21 protein-coding genes and 1 pseudogene are annotated in these 22,808 nt (G+C 60.7%); 11 read left to right on the top strand and 11 right to left on the bottom strand.

All coding sequences use genetic code 11. The annotated features are described in order from the left end of the window. The first annotated feature begins 156 nt into the window (after positions 1-156). Entirely contained in the window at positions 157-1,026 is an 870-nt protein-coding gene (gene yghU / locus OP495_RS08210; protein ID WP_280568487.1) for a glutathione-dependent disulfide-bond oxidoreductase, read from the top strand. A gap of 21 nt (positions 1,027-1,047) precedes the next feature. Here the strand turns inward: yghU and OP495_RS08205 are convergent, their stop codons facing one another. Further along, the gene (locus tag OP495_RS08205; protein WP_280568485.1) at positions 1,048-1,827 is read right to left on the bottom strand and encodes an HAD-IIA family hydrolase; all 780 of its coding nucleotides are present in this window, start codon (positions 1,825-1,827) and stop codon (positions 1,048-1,050) included. 135 nt (positions 1,828-1,962) lie between these two features. Between OP495_RS08205 and OP495_RS08200 the strand changes: the two genes are divergently transcribed. Both OP495_RS08200 and hemG read left to right on the top strand, forming a co-directional pair. Then, positions 1,963-3,213, top strand: coding sequence for a dicarboxylate/amino acid:cation symporter (locus OP495_RS08200; RefSeq protein ID WP_280568511.1), 1,251 nt, complete (start codon positions 1,963-1,965; stop codon positions 3,211-3,213). A 102-nt stretch (positions 3,214-3,315) separates the two neighbouring features. Continuing rightward, positions 3,316-4,746 (top strand): protoporphyrinogen oxidase, encoded by a 1,431-nt coding sequence (gene hemG, locus OP495_RS08195; RefSeq protein WP_280568482.1) that lies wholly within the window; start codon positions 3,316-3,318, stop codon positions 4,744-4,746. 10 nt (positions 4,747-4,756) lie between these two features. On the opposite strand, the gene OP495_RS08190 is transcribed toward hemG, so the two are convergent. Continuing rightward, the gene (locus OP495_RS08190) at positions 4,757-5,761 is read right to left on the bottom strand and encodes an NADP-dependent oxidoreductase (protein ID WP_280562923.1); all 1,005 of its coding nucleotides are present in this window, start codon (positions 5,759-5,761) and stop codon (positions 4,757-4,759) included. Between the two features lie 158 nt (positions 5,762-5,919). On the opposite strand from OP495_RS08190, the gene OP495_RS08185 reads away from it, so the two are divergent. From OP495_RS08185 to OP495_RS08175, 3 genes are all read left to right on the top strand, one after another. Beyond that, positions 5,920-6,366: an META domain-containing protein gene (locus OP495_RS08185; protein ID WP_280568480.1), complete on the top strand. Its 447-nt coding sequence runs from the start codon at positions 5,920-5,922 to the stop codon at positions 6,364-6,366. A gap of 230 nt (positions 6,367-6,596) precedes the next feature. Then, positions 6,597-7,790 carry an aldose epimerase family protein gene (locus OP495_RS08180; protein WP_280562925.1) on the top strand — a complete coding sequence of 398 codons (1,194 nt, stop codon included), beginning with the start codon at positions 6,597-6,599 and terminating at the stop codon, positions 7,788-7,790. 526 nt (positions 7,791-8,316) lie between these two features. Next, positions 8,317-9,780, top strand: coding sequence for a catalase (locus tag OP495_RS08175; RefSeq protein ID WP_280568478.1), 1,464 nt, complete (start codon positions 8,317-8,319; stop codon positions 9,778-9,780). A 137-nt stretch (positions 9,781-9,917) separates the two neighbouring features. Here OP495_RS08175 and OP495_RS08170 read toward each other — a convergent pair whose 3' ends face one another. After that, complete coding sequence (locus OP495_RS08170; RefSeq protein WP_280568476.1) at positions 9,918-10,964, bottom strand: aldo/keto reductase; 1,047 nt, start codon at positions 10,962-10,964, stop codon at positions 9,918-9,920. A gap of 321 nt (positions 10,965-11,285) precedes the next feature. Here OP495_RS08170 and OP495_RS08165 point away from each other — a divergent pair, with 321 nt between their 5' ends. Then, positions 11,286-12,080, top strand: a complete 795-nt coding sequence (locus OP495_RS08165; RefSeq protein ID WP_280568474.1) for an RsiV family protein — start codon at positions 11,286-11,288, stop codon at positions 12,078-12,080. Between the two features lie 24 nt (positions 12,081-12,104). Here the strand turns inward: OP495_RS08165 and yejK are convergent, their stop codons facing one another. The 4 genes and pseudogenes from yejK to OP495_RS08145 form a co-directional block, all read right to left on the bottom strand. Beyond that, positions 12,105-13,100, bottom strand: coding sequence for a nucleoid-associated protein YejK (gene yejK / locus OP495_RS08160; RefSeq protein WP_280568472.1), 996 nt, complete (start codon positions 13,098-13,100; stop codon positions 12,105-12,107). 64 nt (positions 13,101-13,164) lie between these two features. Then, on the bottom strand, positions 13,165-13,926 hold the full coding sequence (locus tag OP495_RS08155; protein WP_280562930.1) for an ABC transporter permease: 762 nt from the start codon (positions 13,924-13,926) through the stop codon (positions 13,165-13,167). Continuing rightward, on the bottom strand, positions 13,923-14,933 hold the full coding sequence (locus OP495_RS08150) for an ABC transporter ATP-binding protein (RefSeq protein WP_280568470.1): 1,011 nt from the start codon (positions 14,931-14,933) through the stop codon (positions 13,923-13,925). Before OP495_RS08150 ends, OP495_RS08155 begins: the two co-directional genes overlap by 4 nt. Positions 14,934-15,069: 136 nt before the next feature. Continuing rightward, positions 15,070-15,261, bottom strand: a pseudogene (locus OP495_RS08145) (YebC/PmpR family DNA-binding transcriptional regulator); the annotation flags it as partial. A gap of 264 nt (positions 15,262-15,525) precedes the next feature. Between OP495_RS08145 and OP495_RS08140 the strand changes: the two are divergent. From OP495_RS08140 to OP495_RS08125, 4 genes are all read left to right on the top strand, one after another. Beyond that, on the top strand, positions 15,526-16,128 hold the full coding sequence (locus OP495_RS08140) for a LemA family protein (protein WP_348521304.1): 603 nt from the start codon (positions 15,526-15,528) through the stop codon (positions 16,126-16,128). Continuing rightward, positions 16,128-16,925 carry a TPM domain-containing protein gene (locus OP495_RS08135; RefSeq protein WP_280562933.1) on the top strand — a complete coding sequence of 266 codons (798 nt, stop codon included), beginning with the start codon at positions 16,128-16,130 and terminating at the stop codon, positions 16,923-16,925. Before OP495_RS08140 ends, OP495_RS08135 begins: the two co-directional genes overlap by 1 nt. Positions 16,926-16,946: 21 nt before the next feature. Further along, positions 16,947-17,564: a TPM domain-containing protein gene (locus OP495_RS08130; protein WP_280562935.1), complete on the top strand. Its 618-nt coding sequence runs from the start codon at positions 16,947-16,949 to the stop codon at positions 17,562-17,564. Between the two features lie 110 nt (positions 17,565-17,674). After that, complete coding sequence (locus tag OP495_RS08125; RefSeq protein WP_280562936.1) at positions 17,675-18,682, top strand: NAD(P)-dependent alcohol dehydrogenase; 1,008 nt, start codon at positions 17,675-17,677, stop codon at positions 18,680-18,682. 68 nt (positions 18,683-18,750) lie between these two features. Here OP495_RS08125 and OP495_RS08120 read toward each other — a convergent pair whose 3' ends face one another. The 4 genes from OP495_RS08120 to OP495_RS08105 are packed head-to-tail and all read right to left on the bottom strand — an operon-like array spanning position 18,751 to position 22,780. Continuing rightward, entirely contained in the window at positions 18,751-19,608 is an 858-nt protein-coding gene (locus OP495_RS08120; RefSeq protein WP_280562937.1) for a transporter substrate-binding domain-containing protein, read from the bottom strand. A gap of 57 nt (positions 19,609-19,665) precedes the next feature. Further along, positions 19,666-21,168, bottom strand: coding sequence for a tripartite tricarboxylate transporter permease (locus OP495_RS08115; protein WP_280568466.1), 1,503 nt, complete (start codon positions 21,166-21,168; stop codon positions 19,666-19,668). A 50-nt stretch (positions 21,169-21,218) separates the two neighbouring features. After that, the gene (locus OP495_RS08110; protein WP_280568464.1) at positions 21,219-21,764 is read right to left on the bottom strand and encodes a tripartite tricarboxylate transporter TctB family protein; all 546 of its coding nucleotides are present in this window, start codon (positions 21,762-21,764) and stop codon (positions 21,219-21,221) included. After that, entirely contained in the window at positions 21,761-22,780 is a 1,020-nt protein-coding gene (locus OP495_RS08105; RefSeq protein WP_280562941.1) for a tripartite tricarboxylate transporter substrate binding protein, read from the bottom strand. The genes OP495_RS08110 and OP495_RS08105 overlap by 4 nt, the downstream gene beginning before the upstream one ends. Between the last annotated feature and the right edge of the window lie 28 nt (positions 22,781-22,808).

Raw genomic sequence — 22,808 nt, 5'->3', positions numbered from 1 at the left:
AGCGTCTTGTGCTTTTGGCCGGCTAGCACATGCGTGCGCCTGCCGGCTTGAACCACTCGTCTCGCGTCCCAAGGATTATCAGACTACCTTTTCAGGCGACTGGATACGTCCCGCCGCTTGGTGAGGCGTGATCCGACGCACAGACCAGGAGGCTTCATGAGCCAAGAAACCGAGTACACCCCACCCCGTGTGTGGACCTGGAAGAGCGAAAGCGGCGGCAAGTTCGCCAGCATCAACCGCCCGATCGCGGGGTCGACCCACGAGAAAGAGCTGCCGGTGGGCGAGCATCCGTTCCAGCTTTACTCGCTGGCCACGCCCAATGGCGTCAAGGCGGGGATCATGTTCGAGGAGCTGCTGGCGCTGGGCCATCAGGGTGCCGAATACGACGCATGGTTGATCAACATTGGGGAGGGTGATCAGTTCGGTAGCGGCTTCGTCGAGGCCAACCCCAATTCGAAGATTCCGGCGCTAATGGACCACAGCAGCGACACGCCGATACGCGTGTTCGAATCCGGCTCGATCCTGCTGTATCTCGCCGAAAAGTTCGGAGAGTTCCTGCCCAAGGAGCATGTGGCGCGCACCGAGGCGCTCAACTGGCTATTTTGGCAGATGGGCAGTGCGCCATTTCTGGGCGGCGGCTTCGGGCATTTCTACAGCTATGCGCCGGTCAAGCTCGAGTACGCCATTGACCGCTATGCGATGGAGGCCAAGCGTCAGCTTGATGTGTTGAACCGTCACCTGGCGGAGAACCGCTATCTGGCGGGCGACGCGTACAGCATCGCCGATATCGCCACTTGGGCATGGTATGGGCAGTTGGTGCTGGGGCGTCTCTACGATGCTGCCGAGTTCCTGCAAGTGCAGGAATACACCCATGTAGTGCGCTGGGCCGAGGAAATCGACGCGCGTCCTGCAGTGCTGCGTGGGCGGATGGTCAATCGCACCTTCGGGGAGCCGGAACTCCAGCTCCACGAGCGCCACGATGTTAGTGACTTTGAGACTCGGACCGAGGACAAGCGCGAGGCATAACGCTCGCGCCGTCAACGAGCGCTACTTCTTCTCCTCCAGCAGTTCCGCAACCGAGTTGAGCACTTCGCGGGGGCGGAAGGGGTAGCGTTCGATTTCCTCCTGCGTGGCGATGCCGCTCATCACCAGCACCGTGTGCAGGCCGGCCTCGATGCCGGCGATGACGTCGGTATCCATGCGGTCGCCGATCATGCCGGTGCGCTCGGAATGCGTGCCGAGTTTGTTCATGGCCGAGCGAAACATCATCGGGTTGGGTTTGCCGACGTAGTAAGGCTCGCGCTTGGTAGCGGCGGTGATCAAGGCTGCAATCGCCCCGGTGGCGGGCAACGGCCCTTCGGGGCTGGGGCCGGTGACATCGGGGTTGGTGGCGATGAAACGCGCGCCGCCGTTGATCAGACGGATCGCGCGGGTAATCGCTTCGAACGAATAGCTGCGCGTTTCGCCGAGTACCACGAAGTCGGGCGCGATATCGGTCATCACGAAGCCCGCTTCATGAAGGGCCGTGGTCAGGCCGGCTTCGCCGATCACGAAAGCTGAGCCGCCGGGTGCCTGGTCGCGCAGGAAGGCGGCAGTCGCCAGGGCGGAGGTCCAAAGCCGGTCTTCGGGGACATCGAGACCCAGGCGCGTCAGCCGGGCGCTGAGATCGCGCGGCGTGTAGATGGAGTTATTGGTGAGCACGAGAAAAGGCGTGCCGTTGGCGCGCCATTGATCGATCAGCTCGACCGCACCGGGCAGGGCCCGGTCTTCGCCGATCAGTACGCCATCCATGTCCGTTAACCAGCAGTCGATCGCGCGTTCGCTCATCGCTTTTGTGTCCTGTTGCTGAATCGATGCGACCAGCATAATGGTAATGTAGCGCCGCCGCAGCCTTCGCATCGGGCATTTTGCCTGGCACGAGGCGAAAATACGGTGTCGACCAAACGAGAAGGAGAGGAAGCGGTGAAAGCATTGTGGCAGGCCTATACGAAGAGCTCGTTGATCCTGCGGGTCACGATTGCGCTGGTGCTCGGCGTCATCGTGGGTCTGGTCGGCGGCCAGGATGTCGCGGATTGGCTGGCGCCTCTGGGGGATTTGTTACTGCGGCTGTTGAAGTTTCTGATCGTGCCCATCGTGTTGTTCACGCTGATGGTGGGCATCAATCAAGGCAGCGCCGGCAGTATGGGCCGTGTCGGGCGCAAGGTGTTCGTCTACTATGTCGGCACTTCGGCGCTGGCGATTGCCGTGGGGCTGACGGTAGCCTCGCTTTTTTCCCCGGGCAGCGGGATGACGCTGGATAGTAGCGCCGAGGTCTCGGTGCCGGAAAATCCCGGTATCGCTCAGGTGCTGCTTGGTGTGGTGCCGGATAACATCATCGGAGCATTCGCCGAGTTGAACCTGCTGGGGATCATCTTTACCGCCATCGTCTTCGGTATCGCCCTATTGAAGCTGCGCACGTCGGAGTCGCACGGGGCGCTGGCCGAGCAGCTGTACCATGTGATCGAGGCGCTCAACGAGCTTACGCTTAAGGTAATGTCGGGCGTGTTGCATTATGTGCCGATCGGCGTGTTCGCCATCGTTGCCGGTACGGTGGCCGAGCAAGGGATGGAGACATTGCTGTCGCTGGGCGACATGGTACTGGTGCTTTATATCGCGCTGGGCGTGCATCTGCTGCTCTATTGCGTCTTGATGGGGGCCTTTGGCGTCAAGCTGCGGCGGTTTTTCCGTGAGGCGCGCACGCCGATGGCGACCGCCTTCGCGACCCAGAGTAGTGCCGGCACGTTGCCCCTGACACTGGACGCCGCGCGGCGCATGGGGCTGTCACGGAGCACCTACGGCTTCAGCCTGCCGTTGGGAGCGACCATCAACATGGATGGCGCGGCGATTCGCATCGCGATTTCTGCGGTGTTCGCGGCCAACGTGATCGGCGCGCCGCTGGATTTTTCCAGCATGCTGGAAATCGTGCTGATTGGCACGCTGGTGTCCATCGGTACAGCGGGTGTACCGGGCGCAGGCATCATCATGATCGCCACGGTGTTCGCACAGGTGGGCCTACCCATCGAGACGGTGGCGTTGCTGACCGCCATCGATGCCTTGGTGGGCATGGGTTGTACGGCGCTCAATGTGACCGGCGACATGGTCGGCGCTTCGATCATCGCTCGCAGCGAAGAAGACGAACAGCGCGACGCATGCGTCGATGCGTCGCGCTCGTGAAAGCGCGTGGCGATGGCATTGCCCGCTATGCTGGGCACCTGAATGCCCCCGCCGCGCCTGACCGGATGGTACGCGCCGGCGCACCCTGTCACGGGAGATGTCATGCAGTGTGAAGCACAACCCGACGCGGCGGATCGGCATACCGATCCCGAGACACACGACGTGGCCGTCGTCGGTGGCGGGGCCAGTGGCTTGACGGCCGCACGCGCGGCAGCCCGGCGTGGGCTGCGCGTGGCCTTGCTGGAACGCACGCCGCAAGTCGGCGGTAATCTGCGCACCCACCGCGATGGTGATTGGCAGATTGAGCAGGGGCCTAACACCCTGGTGATGAAACCGCCGCTGCATGCGTTGCTCGATGAGCTCGGCCTGCTCGACGAGGCGCAGCCTGCTAATCCGAGTGCGCGGCGGCGTTACATCGCCTATCGGGGAAAGCCGGTAGCGTTGCCATCTCATTGGCTCAAGGCGCCTGTCAATTCGCTGATCGGCCCGCGTGGCGTGGGTGCGTTGCTGTGCGAGCCGTTCCAAAGGCGTGCGCCGCAGGTTGAGGAAAGCCTGGCCGATTTCGTCACGCGGCGCTTGGGACGTCGTGCGCTCGATCATCTGGTCGATCCGTTCGTGTCCGGCGTCTACGCCGGAGATCCCGAGCGGCTCTCAGCGCAAGCGGCGATGCCTCGGCTGGTGGCATTGGAGCGCGAGTATGGCTCGCTGGTTCGCGGGGGACTGGTACGGTTGCGCCAGGCACGGCGCGCGCCGCCTTCCTTGCCGCGTGAGTGGCGTGGCCAGTTGGTAAGCTTTCCGGATGGTCTACAGCGCCTCGCCGAGCGCCTAGCCGAAGACATCGCCGCGCAGCCCGACGCGTCGATCCACTGCGAGTGCGAGGTGAGCGCCGTGTATCGCGAGGGTGCATACTGGCGTGTGAAGACGGCATCGGGGCAGGATTTTCGTGCGCGAGAGCTGGTGCTGGCAGTGCCGGCGCCTACGGCTGGCGCGCTACTGGCACCGCTCGATCCGGACTTGGCCGCGCCTCTCGAGGCGATTGCTTATCCGCCGGTCAACGCCGTGTCGGTAGGCTTTCGTCGTGCCGATATCGCTCATCCACTGGATGGTTTCGGCATGCTGATTCCTGGTGTCGAGCATCGCCAGACCCTGGGCGCACTATTTTCCTCGACGCTTTTTCCCGGGCGCGCGCCTTCCGAGCATGTATTGCTCACCGCGTTTCTCGGTGGCCGTCGCCAGCCCGAGGCTGCCACCAGCGATGACGATGCCCAGGTGGCGCAGGTCGTCGACGATCTCCGTGATCTGCTGGGGATTAGCGGCGACCCTGTATGGCAGAGCGTGAGTCGCTGGCCGCAGGCGATTCCGCAATATGAACTGGGGCATCTAGAACGTATCGCCGCCCTCGAGACAGCACTCGAGCGTCATTCGGGGCTCTCGCTGATGGGCAACTGGCGAGATGGTATCGCGGTGGGGGATTGCCTGGAGAACGGACGATGCCTCGGCGAGCGGATCGCCGAGACGTTGGGTGGGGTTTAAACGCGGATAGTTACAGCCGGACGAGCATCTTGCCGGTGTTGCCGCCTTCGAAGAGCTTGAGGAAGGCGTCGGGCGTGCGTTCGAGGCCTTCTTCGATGGTTTCCCGGTAGTCGATCTCGCCACGCGTGACGAGTGGGCCGATCTCTTGCAGAAACTCGGGGTAGTGTTCCCAATTTTCGGCGTCGAGGATGATGAAGCCTTCCATCCGCGCGCGGCGGATCAGTACTCGGGACATGTTGCTGGGGCCGGGCGTGGGTGTCTCTGCGTTATAGGTGTCGATCAAGCCACATACTGCGATGCGCGCGCCGACGCGAATGTTGTCGAGCGCGGCTTCGAGACAATCGCCGCCGACGTTTTCATAGTAGACATCGAACCCATCGGGGCTGGCGGCCTTGAGATCGGCGCTGAGCTGTTGCGCATCTTTACCGCGATAGCTGACCGCGCTCACGCCGAGCGATTCCAGCCACTCGAGTTTTTCCGGCGCGCCGGCGATTCCCACGACATGGCAGCCCTTGGCCTTGGCCAACTGCACGGCCAGCGAACCGACGGCACCGCTCGCCGCGCTAACCAGTACGCGCTCGCCTTCCTTGAGCTGGGCAATGCGGTTGAGCCCGGTCCAGGCGGTCATGCCTGGCATGCCGAGCACGCCGAGGAAGGTCTGCGGTGGCACGTCGAGATCGGGCAATGCCTGCAGGCTGTCGCCGGAAAGCTGCGCGATATCACGCCAGCCGCCCATATGGACGACACGGTCGCCGGGGGCGAAGCGTTCGTCGCGCGATTCGAGTATCTCGCCGATGGCGGCGCCTTCAAGCGGTTCGCCCAAGGTGAAGGGCGGGACATAGGTCGTGACGCCGTCCATCCGCCCGCGCATGTAGGGGTCGACCGACAGCCAAAGGTTTTGCACGCGAACCTCGCCTGCTGCCAAGTCGGGGAGCGTCTGCGACTCCAGCGCGAAAAACTCTTTGGATGGTAGGCCCTGAGGATGGGAATGAATGGTGAAGTAACGTGATTCCATGATGTCTCCCGCGGTAATGACAGGCATGTGTAATGCTGCACACTTGGATGAGTGTGCATGTATTCATGAAATGGGCATGAAGAGGACCCGACGCAAGGGGCATTTCATGGCAGCGTTTTGATAGGCTGTCACTGATGTCTGCCAATCAAGGATATTCCATGAAACGGATCGTTGCCGGCTTGAGTGTGTTGCTCGCCTTCTGCGTCATAGCCGGTTGCGCCATGCAGCAAGAACCGGCCCCCGCCAAGCCGGATGAGTCATTGGTGAATACGTACTGGAAGCTGACGTATCTGGACAGCGCCCCGGTCACGGTCGTTGCCAATCAGCGTGAGCCGCATTTCGTCTTGCATGCCGACCCGGCACGCGTCATGGGAGCGACGGGGTGTAACCGGATGATGGGCAACTACCACGTCAATGGAGACGAACTGCGTTTTGAGGCGTTGGCCAGCACACGGATGGCGTGCCAGCAGGGCGCCCGAACCGAGCAACGCTTTCTCGAAGTGTTGAATGCTGTAGCGGCCTGGCGAGTCGAAGGCGAGCACTTGACGCTTTTGGATGCGCAAGACCAGGAACTCGCGCGCTTCAAGGCAGTGCATTTGCAGTAGGCCATCAAAACAGAGAGGGCGAACGATGAACCGACGTTGGTCTAGCATGGCACGCAGTGGTCGGTAGCGAGATCGCTGCCAACGACGTGGCTTGTGTTGCGGCGATATCCATTAGGACATGAGGATGTCGTCACTCGGTTATTGGTGAAGAAAAGACTGCCCGACTAGCGTGAAATATGAGGCGTCGCATGGGGCGACGTGCTTGCAGATGCGTTATCGGGAGACCGGGGATGACACGATTTCAGACGATTCCGCGCTTGGCGTTGGGCATGGGAATGTCGTGCTTAGCGTTGAATGCGGCACAGGCAGACGAGATGACCACACAAACTCCTTCCGTTGAAAAGCATAGCTTCGGCCAACTTCCCGATGGCCGAGAAGTCGAGGCATACCACCTGCGCAACGGCCATGGCATCGACATGCAGGTGATTACCTATGGCGGCATCATTACGTCCCTGCGCACGCCGGATGCGCAGGGTAACGTCGACGACATCGTGCTGGGCTTCGATTCCCTGGAAGACTATCGTTCCGAGGCATATCGCAAGTCCAATCCTTATTTCGGTGCCCTGATCGGGCGTTATGGCAACCGTATCGACGAGGGGCGTTTCACGCTCGATGGCACGACCTATGAGCTGGCGACCAACGATGGCCCCAATCATCTCCACGGGGGCGATAAAGGGTTCGATAAGCGGCTCTGGCAGGCGCATTCCTTCGAGAACGACACCGGCGTCGGTGTCGAGTTGCGCTATACCAGCGAAGATGGAGAGGAAGGCTATCCCGGCACGTTGGAAACCCGCGTGCGGTATACGCTGACCACTGACGATAAAATGATCATCGACTATCACGCTACCACCGACAAGGCGACGCCGCTCAATTTGACGCAACACAGTTACTTCAATCTCGAGGGCGAAGGCAGCGGCCCGATCACCGACCACCGTTTGATGCTCAATGCCGATGCTTTCACGCCGGTCGGGGAAACATTGATTCCGACGGGTGAGATCCGTCGAGTAGCGGGTACGCCGTTCGATTTCCGCGAGGCCACGGCGATCGGTTCACGCATCGGCGATGACAATACCCAGCTCGAGTACAGTCAGGGCTACGATCACAATTTCGTGCTGGCGCGTGATGACGCCGACGCAGACGAACTGATACAAGCTGCCCGCGTTGTCGCACCGGACAGTGGTCGCGTGCTGGAGATCGCCACGACCGAGCCTGGGGTTCAATTCTACTCGGGGAATTTTCTCGATGGCACGCTAACCGGCAAGGGGGGTGATTCTTACGAAAAGCGCGGCGGGTTCGCACTGGAAACTCAGCACTTTCCGGATTCTCCCAACCAGGCGGATTTCCCGTCGACGATCCTCAAGCCTGGCGAAGCGTATGAGTCGCGCACGGTATGGCGCTTTACCACGCAGGGTGATGACAGCTAAGCGAGGTCAGGGGCGCGCGTAGTACGTCGCCCAGTCCAAAGCTTCACCGAGGGGTAAGGCGGGGCTGTAAAGAAAGCCTTGCCCCATGTCGCAGCCCATGGCGATGAGTTTTTCCTCGGTGGCGTGATGCTCGACGCGGTGAGGCTTGCGTTATCCATTAACACGCCGCGTGTCACGTGCTATGAAACTTCTTGATGAGAAAGGTTGCTTAATACTATCGAGAGGATCGCTTTGATTGATTTTGGTTCATGGTGACTCCTTGTCATGCGGGGCTTGGCGGGCTTCTGTGCCTCATCGACGGTGGTCGGGGAGAGGCTGGTAATGGCCTTTCTGGCCGCCTGGGCAACTGTATATAGGTAGACAGTTCCTGCGATTATTTCCTATACATTGAGTGGGGAGACGGGAGATCCCCCGCCAGATTGCACTATCGCGCCAGCGGTTCGATCCCAAGGCCAGCGGTTCGATCCCAGGGAAAGGGCGTGGCGGCATGCTGTGCCACATACGAAAATGATGGGGAGATATTATCGTGACGCAAGACAATCGCAAGCCGACAACGACAGATGCCGGAATTCCGGTGGCCAGTGATGAGCATTCGCTGTCAGTGGGGCCTGACGGTCCGATCGTAATGCACGATCACTATCTCATCGAGCAGATGGCGAATTTCAACCGCGAGCGGATTCCTGAGCGTCAACCGCATGCCAAGGGCAGCGGGGCATTCGGTCATTTCGAAGTGACCGAGGACGTCAGCAAGTACACCAAGGCGGCCGTCTTCCAGCCTGGCACCAAGACGGACGTACTGATTCGCTTCTCCACGGTAGCCGGCGAACGCGGTAGCCCTGATACGTGGCGCGATCCGCGCGGGTTTTCGATCAAGTTCTACACCAGTGAAGGCAACTACGACATGGTGGGGAACAACACGCCGGTGTTCTTCATCCGCGACCCGATGAAATTCCAGCATTTCATCCGCAGCCAGAAACGTCGCGCCGACAACAATCTGCGCGACCACGATATGCAGTGGGATTTTTGGACGCTGTCGCCGGAATCCGCGCATCAGGTGACCTGGCTGATGGGGGATCGCGGAATTCCCAAGACTTGGCGCCACATGAACGGCTATTCCAGCCATACTTATATGTGGGCCAACGCTCAGGGCGAGAAGTTCTGGGTCAAGTACCACTTCAAGACCGACCAGGGCATCGAATGCCTGACCCAAGAAGAAGCCGACCAGCTGGCCGGTGAGGACGGTGACTACCATACCCGCGATTTGTATGACGCCATCCAGCAAGGCGACTACCCGAGCTGGACGCTCTACATGCAGGTCATGCCGTTCGCTGATGCCGATACGTACCGCATCAATCCGTTCGATCTGACCAAGGTCTGGCCGCATGACGACTATCCGCTGATCAAGGTCGGCAAGCTGCAGCTGAACCGTAACCCGACCGATAACCATGCCGAGATCGAGCAGGCGGCCTTCGAGCCCAACAATCTCGTGCCCGGCATTGGTATCAGCCCGGACAAGATGCTCGTCGGGCGTGTGTTCTCCTACGCCGATGCGCACCGTGCGCGCCTCGGGGTCAACTACAAGCAGATCCCGGTCAACGCGCCCAAGGCCCCCGCGCACAGCTATAGCAAGGACGGGTCGATGCGCGTCAACAAGGTTTCCGATCCGGTCTACGCACCCAACTCCAAGGGTGGTCCGGCAGCGGATGGCGAGCGTTATCCTACTGACTCTACTTGGGAATCCAACGGCCAGATGGTGCGCGCACCTTATGCCCTGCGCAAGGACGACGATGACTACAGTCAAGCCAATGAACTGATCAACAAGGTCATGGACGATGCCGCGCGGGATCGCCTGGTCAATAACGTGGTCGGGCATGCCTCCGATGGTGTCGAGGAGCCGGTGCTGTCACGCGTATTCGAGTACTGGAAGAACATCGATGCCGAGATCGGTCGGCGTATCGAAGAAGGCGTGAAGGCAAACAAGGGACTGTAACGCACGGCCCGCTTTAGCCTTTACCTACTTACTTTATCACTACACGGTCCGCTTCCTTTCAGGGAAGCGGACCGTGCTTTTTGCAAGGTCATCGTTAGTGGCGGGGTTGCTCGTCATGGGCGTGCGCAGGCGTCGGTTCAGCGCTTGGCGTCGGCCAGTTGCTGGCGACGATAGTCGCCCTGGCGTTCGAACATCCAGCCGGGATACTCGGCGGGGAGCGCGCTGACGGCGTCGAGTTCGGCGAGTTCCTCGTGGCTCAGCGCGACCTGTGTGGCGGCAATATTGTCGTCGAGCTGATCGACGCGTTTGGCCCCGACGATGACACTCGTTACCGCCGACTGATGCAGCAACCAAGCCAGTGCGACCTGGGCCACGGAAACGCCGTGTGCCTTGGCGATCTTGCCCATCACATCGATGCAGTCAAAGGCACGCTCTTTATCGACTGGTGGGAAGTCGAAGGTGAGGCGACGGCTGCCCGCTTCGCCCTGACTGTCGCGCGTGTACTTGCCGCTCAAGAAGCCACCCGCGAGCGGGCTCCAGACCATCAGTCCGAGATTTTCGCTCTGCAGCATGGGGATCAACTCGCGCTCGAGATCGCGCCCGGCAAGGGTGTAATAGGCTTGTAGTGACTCGAAACGCGCCAAGCCGTGACGCTCGGCGATGCCCAGTGCCTTCATGATCTGCCAGGCTGCCCAGTTGGAGACCCCGACGTAGCGTACATGACCATGTTGTACGAGGGTGTCGAGTGCACGGACGGCTTCTTCGATGGGCGTGGCGGGATCGAAGCCGTGTATCTGGTAGACGTCGAGATGATCGAGCTGCAGCCGTTTCAGGCTGGCCTTGATGCCCTCCATGATGTGGTAGCGCGACATGCCACGGGCGTTGACGCCGCCATGGCCGGTTTCGCCGAACACCTTGGAGGCGACGACGAGCTCGTCGCGCGGGACATCCAGGTTCTTGATTGCCTGGCCGGTGATGATCTCGGACTGGCCTTGGGAATATACATCGGCGGTGTCGATGAAGTTGATGCCGGCATCCAGCGCGCGACCGATCAGGCGCTCGGCGTCGCTTTGCTGTAGATCGCCGATCTGGCTCCAGCGCTCGCCCTGGCCTCCGAAGGTCATGGTGCCGAGGCACAGTTCTGAGACGAACAAACCGGTATTGCCGAATGGTTGATAACGCATGAAACACTCCTGACGGTGATGAAATCGACCCTCGCAGGTAACCGCCCGGCCTCTTTTCAGTATGGACCCTATAATTACAGATAAAATGCGCGATTCTGTCGAGTTCATGCCCGATCCTGTTGTCAGCTCGTCAGCTCGTCAGCGCTTTCGTTGCGTCTTCCCGCCCAATGGATGGCAAAGGGGGGCAGTATGGCAAGCAGGGCCAGTGCGGACTCACGCCTTCATCACTGGATATCGTCTATAGTGGGGCATGCGCAACGCGGTGGAACCGCGTCAGGAGTAATAGCCGGGCCGGCCCCGGCGTATCAGGGAGGAAGAATCTTGTTCTGTGAGGCTAATGTAACGATCGCATGCCGTCTGGCGGGCGGTGGCGTCATGTTGGGTGCCCTGGCGATGTTGGGAGGTTGCCAAGCATTGTCATCGTCGCCTGAAAGGCTGGATGCCGAGCGCGTGGAGAAAAGCTTCGTCGAGCGTGATTGCCCGGCAGAGCGTTGCGCGACCGTCGAGGTCGACTCGCTGCGTTTTCCCGGCGCACCAGGGCTTAGCGAGCAGCTACGAGAAGAGTTGCTGAGCATGGGCTCGGGTATTACCAATGGCAAAAGCGAAACGATGGCGTCCTCCTGGGAGACATACGCGAAGACGTTTTTCGACGAGGCCAAGGCGACGCGGGAGCGCGTACCTGAATTGCCCGGTTACCAGGCGGTCTTCAAGGCGGAGGTCTATGACCGGCATGCCGATCTAACCACCGTCAAACTCGATAGCTATGTGTTCACCGGTGGGGCACACGGTATGCCGCTGACGGAATTCATGGTCATCGACGAACGCGAGCGACGCGTGGTGACACTCGATGACATGCTGCGCGAGGGGCAGATGCCGGCCTATCGCGAGGCGCTGTCGCGCGCGCATCGACGTTGGCTGGAAGAACAGCAGGCGGGTGCCGACTTCGCTGAATCCTGGCCACTGAGCATGAGCCGCAACGTGGCACCGTTTGCCGACGAATGGCGGGTACGCTACAACGCCTATGACATCGCGCCGTACTCCTATGGGCAACCGGAGCTACGTATTCCTGCCCAGGCGCTCGAAGGGATCATCAAACCGCGCTATCTGGAGCGCTGATTTTCAAGTGCGTTCCGCTAATACCTAGTCCCGGCGCTGCTTGAGCTGTTCCTTCAGGGGGCCGGGCACCTGCTTGATGATCAGGCGATCGCGCTCCGCGTCGAATTCGATGCTGTTGCCGAGCAGGTGAGAGTCGAAGCTGATCGAGACGCCACTGGCGCGCCCAGCGAAGCGCCGGAATTGATTGAGCGCTCGCTTGTCCGGCGGAATCTCCTCGGAGAGCCCGTAATCCTGATGGCGAATGTAGTCATAGAACGCTTTGGGCTGCTGTTCGTCGATGAGTTCGGACAGTTCGTCGAGGGTCACCTTTTCGCCATTCTTGGCCTGGTTGCTGGCGTAGTCGATCACGGCATCGGTCTTCTCGCGGCTCTCGTCGTCGGGCAAGTCCTCGCGCTCGACATAGTCGCTGAATGCCTTGAGCAAGGTCCGGGTTTCACCGTTGGCATCCACGCCTTCCTCGACGCCGAGCAGTTCGCGGAAGCCTTCGGCGAACTTCTTGCCGCCGCGATCCTTGATAAACGACACATACTGCTGTGAATTGCCGCCCTGCCATTGGTCGAGGTCGATACGCACGGCGAGCATCAATTGACCGAGATTGAGCTGCGGCGATTCGGTCACTTCGAGGGCATTGTCGATGGCGAAGCCCTGGCGATGATGGAGGAGTGCCACGCTGACGTACTGCGCTTCGCCGCGCTGATAATGTACGAACAGCAGGTGGCCGCCCACCGAGAGGTGGGCGTCGATCAAGGCATTGACGCGCTCCGCCATCCGCGCACTCCAGGTGACGAAATCGATCGTTCCGGCAAGATATTCGGAGAGTCCTGCGGCGAAGGCGCTGCTACCGGTCTCGCCGAAATGACCCCACGCCTTGGGCTTGGCATGAAAGCTGTCATTAACGCTCGCCAGCAGCGCCTCGAGAGATACCGTCGATGACTGTGCATGCTCGGCGCAGGTCAGCGTGGCGGGTGTCTCGGTATCGGGCTTGTCGATGCGGTGGATGGTACTGGTCAGAATCGGCATGGCGACATCTTGGTGAAAACGAAAATGAGCATAGTAACGCGCAGTATGGGCTGGCTTCTAAGGCCTAGGGCTTGATGTTGTAGCCGGTCTTGAAGATCCAGCCGACCAGGGCCAGACACAGGCCCAGAAATATCAGAATCATTAGCAGGCTGGCGCCGACACTCACATCACTGATGCCGTAGAAGCTCCAGCGAAAGCCACTGACCAGATACACCACCGGATTGAACAGCGTCACCGTTTGCCACACAGGGGGCAGCATGTCGATGGAGTAGAAGCTGCCCCCCAGGAAGGTCAGCGGCGTAATGATCAACAGCGGCACGATCTGCAACTTCTCGAAGCCTTCCGCCCAGATTCCGATGATAAAGCCCAGCAGGCTGAAGGTGATGGCGGTGAGCGCTAGGAACAGCACCATCCAGACCGGATGATCGATGCGCAAGGGCACGAAGAAACTGGCGGTGGCCAGAATGATAAATCCCAGGATAAGTGATTTGGTGGCGGCCGCGCCCACATACCCGAGGACGATTTCGAGATAAGAGACTGGCGCCGAGAGTACTTCGTAGATGGTGCCGGTGAACTTGGGGAAGAAGATCCCGAACGAGGCGTTGGAGACGCTTTGGGTGAGTAGCATCAACATGACCAGTCCCGGCACGATGAAAGCGCCGTAGCTGACGCCTTCGACCTCCTGAATGCGCGAGCCGATGGCAGCGCCGAAGACCACGAAATACAGCGAGGTAGAGATCACCGGCGAGACCAGGCTTTGCAGCAACGTACGCCACGCGCGTGCTAATTCGAAATGGTAAATGGTGCCGACCGCGCGGAAATTCATGCGTCCTTCCTCACCAGGTTGACGAAAATTTCCTCCAGTGAGCTTTGCTCGGTATGGAGGTCTTTGAAACGAACGCCTGCCGCTTCGATATCGTTGAGCAGGGCACTGATGCTGGCTGGCGTCGAGTGCTCGTCAGATGACGCAGCGTAGGTATACACCAGTACATGACCGTCGTCGGCGAGACTCAGCGGATAGTGCGCCAGCGTCTCGGGAATGGCCGCGAGTGGCGTCTGCAGATCGAGGCGGAGTCGCTTACGGCCCAACTGGCGCATCAGGGCGGCTTTCTCTTCGACGAGCACGATTTCCCCATCGTTGATCACGCCGATGCGGTCGGCCATCTCCTCGGCCTCTTCGATGTAGTGCGTGGTCAGTATGACGGTGACGCCTTGATCGCGTAGCGACCGCACCACGTCCCACATGTCGCGGCGCAGCTCGACATCGACCCCGGCGGTAGGCTCGTCGAGAAACAGGACCTGCGGCTCGTGCGCCAGCGCCTTGGCGATCAGTACCCGGCGTTTCATGCCGCCCGAGAGCGTAATCATCTTGTTGCGACGCTTGTCCCACAGCGACAATGACCTGAGCACACGCTCGATGTGCGCAGCGTCGGCGCGCTTGCCGAACAGGCCACGGCTGAAGCTGACCGTGTTCCAGACCGTGGCAAAGGCGTCGCTGGTCAATTCCTGCGGGACGAGGCCGATTTGTTTGCGCGCGGCACGGTAGTCGGTGACGATGTCATGGTCATTGACACGGACCTGACCGTCGCTGGCGTTGACCAGCCCGCAGATGATGCTGATCAAGGTGGTCTTACCGGCGCCATTGGGGCCCAGCAGCGCGAAGATTTCGCCACGCTGGATATCCAGATCAATGCGTTTGAGCGCCTCGAAGCCCGAGGCATAACGCTTGGTCAGCCCCCGAACGTCGATCACCGAGGGCGTGGCTTGCAAGGTGTGGGCGCGCGCGGCGGGGCGAGTGTCGGTGGCAGTGGCGTCTGCGGTGTCATGACTCATGCGATACCGGGCTCCCGTGGAGAATGGGCCGATCAGTATAGGCATGCGCCGGCATGTCGTGGCCGGCGCTCACCTGATCGGTAAGTATGTCGTCGGCGAGTGCATCTTCGGCGAGTGCATCGTCGGTCAGGCCGGGTCAGTCCTGCGGCTCGGCGCTACGGTAGATGTTCTGCACATCGTCGAGGTCGTTGAGGGTGGCGAGCAACTTGTCGAGCATGACCACGTCATCGCCGGCGACGGGGGTCGTGGTCTGCGGCAGGAGCTGGACCTCGTCGGCCTCGAACTCGAGCTCACCGAAGGCCTCGGCGCGTGCCTGCTTGGTCTTGGCGTCGGCCGTCTTGGCCATGGATTCCTTGCGGTTCTGGAAAAGCCCTACCCATGTCATGCCCTATCAAATAGTTCGCAACGCACAAGATTCTACGCAACATCGCCGGTCGAGGCAGGTTTAATTTTGCGCTGCTGGCATTTGATCTTCGACGATACGCCGTTCCCTTCAGTCGACGCTATGCTTAATGCGCGCTCACCTGTAGCTTAGGGAGTCTCTATTTCCCCACCTTCATCGGAAATGCGTATGTCGATGCGATCCTTGCCAATGCCGTTTACAGCTCGCTCCGTCTGGCACGTCATGCTGTGGCTGTGTCTTGCCGTCTTGCTGACGGGCTGCGGCATCAACAATATTCCCACGCTGGACGAGAAAGTGAAGTCGGCCTGGTCGCAGGTCGAGAACCAATATCAGCGGCGCGCGGACCTGGTGCCCAATTTGGTGGAAACCGTCAAAGGCTTCGCCGATCAGGAACAGGAAACGCTGACGGCCGTGATCGAAGCGCGCTCCAAGGCGACCTCGATCAACATCGACGCCGACTCGCTGGACAATCCCGAGAAGCTGAAGCAATTCCAGCAGGCTCAGGGCCAGCTGACCGGGGCGCTTAGCCGCCTGATGGCGGTGTCCGAGCGCTATCCAGAGCTGAAGTCGAACCAGAATTTCCTGGCGCTGCAATCGCAACTGGAAGGCACCGAGAATCGCATCGCCGTGGCGCGCCGCGACTTCATCCAGGCGGTCGAGCAATACAATACCGAGATTCGTACTTTCCCCGGGCGACTCTGGCATGGCCTTTTGTATAGTGACATGCCGATTCGCGAAAACTTCGAAGCGACAGCCGAGAACGCCGATCAGGCGCCTGAGGTGGAGTTCTAATGAGGCATTGCATCCGTCTGACATGCTTGCTGTTGCTGTGGGCCTGTGCCCTCAGCGTTCAGGCCCAAGACCAGAACCAGGATATCGAGTTTCCCGAGCTGACCGGGCGCGTGGTCGATCAGGCCGATCTGCTGGATGCGTCGACGCGAGATGAGCTGAGCGGCATGCTCGCGGCGCACGAGGAAGATACCGGCGAGCAGGTCGTGGTCGTCACGCTGCCCGATTTACAGGGGGCGCCGATAGAGAAATACGGCTACCAGCTGGGGCGCCATTGGGGTATCGGTCAGGAAGGCGAAGATAACGGCGCCTTGTTGATCGTCTCCATGGAAGAGCAGGCCATCCGCATTGAGGTCGGCTATGGCCTCGAGGGTCGCCTGACCGACGCACAGTCCTCGGCGATCATCACGCAGAAGATCGCTCCGGCGTTTCGTGAGGGCGATTACGCGACCGGGATTACCCAAGGCACCGAAGCGATCATCCAGGTCCTGGGTGGCGACCCGATGGCTGATGCGCCTCCTGCCGGATCGGCGTCCGGGCACGATAAATCGCGCGATGTCGGCGGCGCATCGGTGGCGTTCTTCGTCATGCTGATGATCGTCATGGGCATCGTACGCGGTATCGGTGGTGGCGGACGCGGTGGGCGTCGTCGCGGACGCGGTGGCGGCTTGCTCGGCGGTATCCTGCTCGGCGGCGCCATGGGCGGCGGTTTCGGAGGCGGCGGTGGCGGCCTCGGAGGCGGCGGCTTCGGCGGCGGCGGTGGTGGTTTCGGCGGGGGCGGCGCCTCCGGTGGCTGGTAGATCAACGCAAGGGACATCACCATGGCATTATTGAGCGACAGCGAGCAGCAGCAGGTGCGCGATGCAATCACGCACATCGAGCGCGATACCGACGCCGAACTGGTGACCGTACTCGCGCCGCAGGCCGACGATTACACCTACATCCCGTTGCTTTGGGCAGGGATTCTGTCCCTGCTGATTCCGGGGGCGATCAATTATTTCCCCCAATGGCTGGGGGCCTCGGAGCTTTTGATCGTGCAGTGGGCGTGTTTCGCGGTGCTCGCAATCGTGTTTCGGCTGCCGTCAGTGACGACGCGGCTGATCCCGCGTCGCGTTCGCTTCTGGCGGGCCGCGAATCTGGCAAGGCGGCAGTTTCTCGAACAGAACCTGCATCACACCCAAGCTGGCACCGGCATGCTGATCTTCGTCTCCGAGGCTGAGCGCTACGTGGAGATCCTGGTCGATCGCGGGATTTCCAGCCGGCTCGATGACGAGACCTGGCAGGGTATCGTCTCGACCTTCACCCAGCAGGTGAAGCAAGGCCAGACGCTGCAGGGCTTTCTCTCCTGTATCGAAGCATGCGGCGAGCATCTTCGAGAGCACGTGCCCGCCACGCACGAGCGCAACGAACTTCCCAATCGTCTGGTCGTGCTGGAGTAAGCGCTCCTTGCCTCGCGTCGATTCGTCACCATCATCTAGGGAGGATGCTTGAGGGGCGCGTCATGTTGGACGCGCTTCGCAGGCATAGGATGACAGCACAGGAGAGTACGATGAACGTCGTTACATTACGTAGTCCGGGCGGGCTGGATAAGCTCGATGTTCACGAATGCGAAGCGCCGGGTGAACCGGGGCCGGGCGAGGTGCGCGTGCGCGTGCATGCCAGCTCGCTCAATTATCATGACTACGGTGTCGTCGCCGGCGCCATGCCGACCGAGGACGGTCGCATTCCCATGTCGGATGGGGCCGGTGTCGTCGAAGCCGTGGGGGAAGGCGTCGAGGAATTCACCGTGGGTGACCGCGTGGTCTCGACGTTTTTCCCCGAGTGGCTTGAAGGGCCGGCGCGGATCGGTGACTTCACCACCACGCCTGGTGATGGCGTCGATGGCTACGCCCGCGAGCAGGTCGTGCGTCCGACGACATGGTTTACCCATGCGCCGCGCGATTATGACCATGCCGAAGCCGCTACCTTGACCACGGCCGGGTTGACCGCCTGGCGCGCGCTGGTGGTGGACGGCAATCTCAAGGCGGGTGACACGGTGCTGGTGCTGGGCACCGGCGGCGTCTCGATCTTCGCCTTGCAGTTCGCCAAGTTGATGGGCGCCACGGTGATCGCGACCTCGTCCTCGGACGAGAAGATCGCCCGGCTGAAGGAGCTGGGCGCCGATCACACGCTCAACTACAAGACCGAGCCGGAATGGGGCAAGCGCGTCAAGGCGCTCACCGATGGCCGGGGCGTGGATCACGTCATCGAAGTGGGTGGCCCTGGCACACTGCCGCAATCCATCGATGCCGTGCGCATCGGCGGACACATCTCATTGATCGGTGTTCTCACCGGACGCGGCGGCGAGATCCCCACCGCCAAGCTGATGGCCAAGCAGGCACGCCTGCAGGGCTTGATCGTGGGTAGCCGGCGCGATCAGATCGAGATGATTCGTGCCATCGACGCCAGCGACCTGCACCCAATCATCGACCGGCGTTTTGACCTCGATGAGATCGCCGACGCGTTTCGTCACCAGGAAGCGGGGCGTCACTTCGGCAAGATCTGCCTGGAGTTCTGATTGTCAGCATTTGATTGCCAGTAAATGGAACACTAAAACGCCGCCGGGGGCTCTCCGGCGGCGTTTTTTCATCTCCGCGATGCGGGCCGTAGATCGTAGTCGAAATACTTTTCCATCAGTTCGACGAAAGTGCCGTCGGCGTAGACGCTATCCAGCGCTTGATTGAAGGTGTTGGCTAGTTCCTTGTCGCGTGATTGAACGGCGATGGCGTTGCCCTTGCCGAAGATCGACTCGGGGCTATTGATACGCGGCCCGAGTTGGACAAAATCGCTGTCAGCGTTATCGACTTCCAACGTATCCAGCGCGACCGGATAGTTGATGAATGCTAGCTCGAGGCGCTGCGACTGCAGGTCGAGTGCCACATCTGCCGCCGTGGCATATCGCTGGATATCAAGAGTATCTGCGTAGCGCTCGGTGACATAGTTATCTTGTGTCGTTCCGCGCTGCACGCCGACGGACAATCCTTTTAATGTCTCCCTATCGTCGATGTCGATGTCGCTGCCACGTCGTGCGACCCACACTTTGGGTGACATGGCGTAGGGCTCGGTGAAGCGTACCTGCTTTTCTCGGGCCGGGGTGATGCGCATCGACGACAGGATGGCGTCGTACTTGCGCGAAAGCAGCCCGGGGATGATGCCATCCCAGCCTTGGACCACCCATTCGCAATCCAGTTTGGCACGCTGACAGAGTGCGTTACCCAGGTCGATCTCGAAACCCGCGAGTTCGCCATCGGCGGTGCGGTATTCGAACGGCGGATAAGGCACGTCGACGGCAATGCGTACTTGTTGTCTGTCGTCGTTGGGCGAGTCGTTGGCCAGGGCGGAAGCAGCACCGGTCAGGCTGAAGCCCACGAGCAGAAAGGCGATTGCCAGCTTGAGAGGCGCGGTCAAGGTTGGCTGAAAGTCTAGAAAGCGTGAAGGCGACATGAGCGGTTTCCTTGTTGCCATCGTTGGGGCGTCGAAGTGGTCCCCGAAGGGACCGGGTCAGGCGGTCTTTTCGCTGTTTCGCTGGCGCATACGATGACGAATCGCAAAAGCCACCGATACCACGGCAAGGATCAACAGTGTCAGCGAGATCGGTCGGGTGAAGAACAGGGTCCAGTTTTCGTCGGTCATCAGCGCGCGTCGCAGGTTGGTCTCGGCAATCGGGCCGAGGATGACGCCAAGCACTAGCGGTGCTAGTGGGTAATCCAGCTTGCTGAGGATATAGCCGAAAATTCCCACCCCAAGCAGAAGATAGATATCAGTGACGCGATTGTTGAGGGCGAAAGCACCGACTACACAGCACACCAGCACCACCGGCACGATGACCGAGCGCGGCACGTCAGTAACGCGCAGGAAGAAGCGCATACTGAATAGGCACACTACCAAGACCATGAACGCGGCGAGCAACATGGCCATGAACATGCCGTAGACCAAGTCGCCGTGATCGAGGATCAGGCGTGGACCAATACCAATGCCATGGACCATCAGCGAGGCCAGCAGCACTGCGTCGACGGCGCTGCCGGGAATGCCGAGTGCGATCATGGGAATCAACCCGCCGCCGGACGTCGCCGAGTTGCCAGACTCCGAGGCGACTACGCCCTCGGGCGTGCCGGTGCCAAACTTCTCGGGTGTTCTGGAGGCACGTTTGGCTTGGTCGTAGGCCAATAAGTTGGCAATACTGCCCCCGGCCCCGGGTACTGCGCCGATGAATACCCCGACCAGAGATGAACGGATCAAGTTGATGGGATAGACCAACGTCTCGCGGAGCGCATCCAGCGGGTTGAAGGTCACATCGGCGGAAATCAGCTGCTTGCCGTGTTTTATTTGTTCGGCGTCTTCGACCTCCTGAAGCAATTGGCTGACGGCGAAGATGCCGATCAATACCACCAGGAAGGGAAATCCGTTTGCGAGCAAATCGAGATCAAAAGTGAAGCGTGCCTCACCCATCATTGGATCGGTGCCCACCGTCGCGATGAATAATCCAAGCAGGCCGGTCATCAGCCCCTTGAGCATCGATTTGCCGACCAAGCTGGCGACCACTGTCATGGCAAAGATGATCAGCGAGAAATACTCCCAGGCGCCCAGCTTGACGGCAATCATTGCCAGCGGCGGGGCGGCGATGATCAGCACGATCGCGCTGATCAGGGCGCCGAAAAACGATGACCAAATGCCCAGCGCCAGGGCACGACCGGGCTGGCCGCTGCGCGCCATCGGGAAGGCATCGAAAGTGGTAGCCACCGACGACGGCGTGCCGGGAATGCCCAGCAGGGCGGCGCTGATCAGACCGCCCGAATAGCCGCCGACATAGACCGCGAGCATGGTTGCAATGCCCTGCAGCGGGTCCATGGTGAAGGTCAGTGGTAGGGTCAGCACGATCGCCATGGTGATGGTGAAGCCAGGAATCGCCGAGGCGATAACGCCAGCGACCACGCCGAGCAGCATGGTGGCCATCGTCGACAGCGTGAATAGCTGGTCCATACCGGCGAAAAGCGCTTCCGTCATGTTGCTTCTCCTCTCGAGGGCAGCCGCGAAGCCAGAGAATCAGCCAGCGATCAACTGAAAGGGCCGCGGGGAAGGCTGATGATAAAGACATCCCGGAACAGCCAGTCGATGCCAAACGAGAACGTCACGGCGATAACCGCGGCGATCGCCAGGCTACGCGGGCGGCGCACACCGAGTGTGAGCTGTACCAGGATCAGGAAGAGCAGCGAGGTCAGGCGAAACCCCAGCGCCGGTACGCCCACGATGTACAGGGCGAAAAGCGAGAGTACGCCGAACACTAGCCGGTGGCGCCATAGCCAGCGCCTGATCAGCCCCGGTGCGGCCTTGGGTGCGTCACGGTAGTGTCGCCATTCCTGGACCATGATGCCCAGGTTGATCACTATCAGGACGGCCAGTACCAGGCGTGGAAAGCTGCCCGATCCCAACGGCTCCCACATCGACGAGGGCAGCGCCCCGGCATGCACGAACAACGCGGCGAACAGCACTACCAGCGAGCCATTCAGCACCAGGTGGGCGAGTGCATTGGCGCGACGAGTGTCGGGGTCAACGACCCGGTCCGACGACCGAGTCTGCTGCGAATGAGCCTGCGCATTCATTTGGCCAGCTTCCCTGATAGCTGCTCGATGGTCTCGTCAGTAGTCTCGAGGTAGTTGGCGAACGCCTCTGGGCCTTCGAAATGTACCTGTGCGCCGGCGTTGTTCACCGCCTGAATGAATTGCTCATCCTGGGCGAGTTCCTGCATGGCGTCGGCGAGTACCGCGACCTTATCCTCGGGAGTGTCCTTGGGAGCGATCAGGCCGCGTACGATATTGAGGCTGAGTGAGTCGTAGCCGAGTTCCTTGAAGGTCGGCACGTCAGGAGTCTCCTCTAGGCGTTCTGCGCTGCCGACTGCCAGAAAACGCAAGTCCCCGTTCTTGACGAACTCGCCACTCGAAGCGATATCGCCGATCGCTGCGTCGATGTGCCCGCCGACCAGCGAACGGATGCGCGCGCCGGTGCCTTCGAAGCCGACGTAGTGGAACGATAGGTTGGCGGCGTCTTCAAGCATTGCTGCGTGGACGTGGGGGATACCGCCGAGAGTCACGCCGACACGGACCTCGCCAGGGTTGTCCTGCGCGTAGTCGACGAATTCGTCGAATGTTTCCCAGGGGCTGTCGGCGTTGACCGTGAGGTATTGCGGTGAGGCGGTCATGGCGGCGACCGGAGTGAAGTCATCCCAGTTGAGCTGGGTCAACTGGGTATGGTTGGCGACTAGCAGGCCCTCGTGGATCTGGCCTACCGTGTAGCCGTCGGGATCACGTTTGGCGAGCTCCTTGAGGCCAGTAGTGCCGCTGACGCCGGGCATATTGATGATGGGCATTTGCTGGCCCAGATAGGGTTCGACATGATTGGAGATCACTCGCATCAGGGTGTCGCTGCCACCGCCCGGTGACCAAGGCACGATGAATTCCACCGGCTTGCTAGGGTAGTCTTCTGACTGGGCTAGCGCCGTGGCGCTGACGCCGAGTGCAGTACCCAGCATTAGCCCCCCGATGATTAGCTTGAAGCGGAAGGAGCGGCTTGCTTGGGACCGATCTTGGATAGTGTCGTACTGCTGAGAAGTAAATGACATGGCTGTATTGTCCTTGTTGGTCATCGTG

Source organism: Chromohalobacter sp. 296-RDG, assembly GCF_029889885.1.
Taxonomy (GTDB): domain Bacteria; phylum Pseudomonadota; class Gammaproteobacteria; order Pseudomonadales; family Halomonadaceae; genus Chromohalobacter.
This window is presented reverse-complemented; position numbering and strand designations above follow the sequence as displayed.

Bases quoted from the DNA above. Each gene is read 5' to 3' on its own strand.
- OP495_RS08130 (WP_280562935.1), top strand. From the start codon at position 16,947: ATGGCATTATTGAGCGACAGCGAGCAGCAGCAGGTGCGCGATGCAATC.
- OP495_RS08115 (WP_280568466.1), bottom strand. From the start codon at position 21,168: ATGACGGAAGCGCTTTTCGCCGGTATGGACCAGCTATTCACGCTGTCG.
- OP495_RS08120 (WP_280562937.1), bottom strand. From the start codon at position 19,608: ATGTCGCCTTCACGCTTTCTAGACTTTCAGCCAACCTTGACCGCGCCT.
- OP495_RS08150 (WP_280568470.1), bottom strand. From the start codon at position 14,933: ATGAGTCATGACACCGCAGACGCCACTGCCACCGACACTCGCCCCGCC.
- yghU (WP_280568487.1), top strand. From the start codon at position 157: ATGAGCCAAGAAACCGAGTACACCCCACCCCGTGTGTGGACCTGGAAG.
- OP495_RS08190 (WP_280562923.1), bottom strand. From the start codon at position 5,761: ATGGAATCACGTTACTTCACCATTCATTCCCATCCTCAGGGCCTACCA.
- OP495_RS08140 (WP_348521304.1), top strand. From the start codon at position 15,526: ATGCCGTTTACAGCTCGCTCCGTCTGGCACGTCATGCTGTGGCTGTGT.
- OP495_RS08125 (WP_280562936.1), top strand. From the start codon at position 17,675: ATGAACGTCGTTACATTACGTAGTCCGGGCGGGCTGGATAAGCTCGAT.
- OP495_RS08170 (WP_280568476.1), bottom strand. From the start codon at position 10,964: ATGCGTTATCAACCATTCGGCAATACCGGTTTGTTCGTCTCAGAACTG.
- OP495_RS08105 (WP_280562941.1), bottom strand. From the start codon at position 22,780: ATGTCATTTACTTCTCAGCAGTACGACACTATCCAAGATCGGTCCCAA.
- OP495_RS08135 (WP_280562933.1), top strand. From the start codon at position 16,128: ATGAGGCATTGCATCCGTCTGACATGCTTGCTGTTGCTGTGGGCCTGT.
- OP495_RS08205 (WP_280568485.1), bottom strand. From the start codon at position 1,827: ATGAGCGAACGCGCGATCGACTGCTGGTTAACGGACATGGATGGCGTA.
- OP495_RS08185 (WP_280568480.1), top strand. From the start codon at position 5,920: ATGAAACGGATCGTTGCCGGCTTGAGTGTGTTGCTCGCCTTCTGCGTC.
- hemG (WP_280568482.1), top strand. From the start codon at position 3,316: ATGCAGTGTGAAGCACAACCCGACGCGGCGGATCGGCATACCGATCCC.
- OP495_RS08180 (WP_280562925.1), top strand. From the start codon at position 6,597: ATGACACGATTTCAGACGATTCCGCGCTTGGCGTTGGGCATGGGAATG.
- OP495_RS08110 (WP_280568464.1), bottom strand. From the start codon at position 21,764: ATGAATGCGCAGGCTCATTCGCAGCAGACTCGGTCGTCGGACCGGGTC.
- yejK (WP_280568472.1), bottom strand. From the start codon at position 13,100: ATGCCGATTCTGACCAGTACCATCCACCGCATCGACAAGCCCGATACC.
- OP495_RS08155 (WP_280562930.1), bottom strand. From the start codon at position 13,926: ATGAATTTCCGCGCGGTCGGCACCATTTACCATTTCGAATTAGCACGC.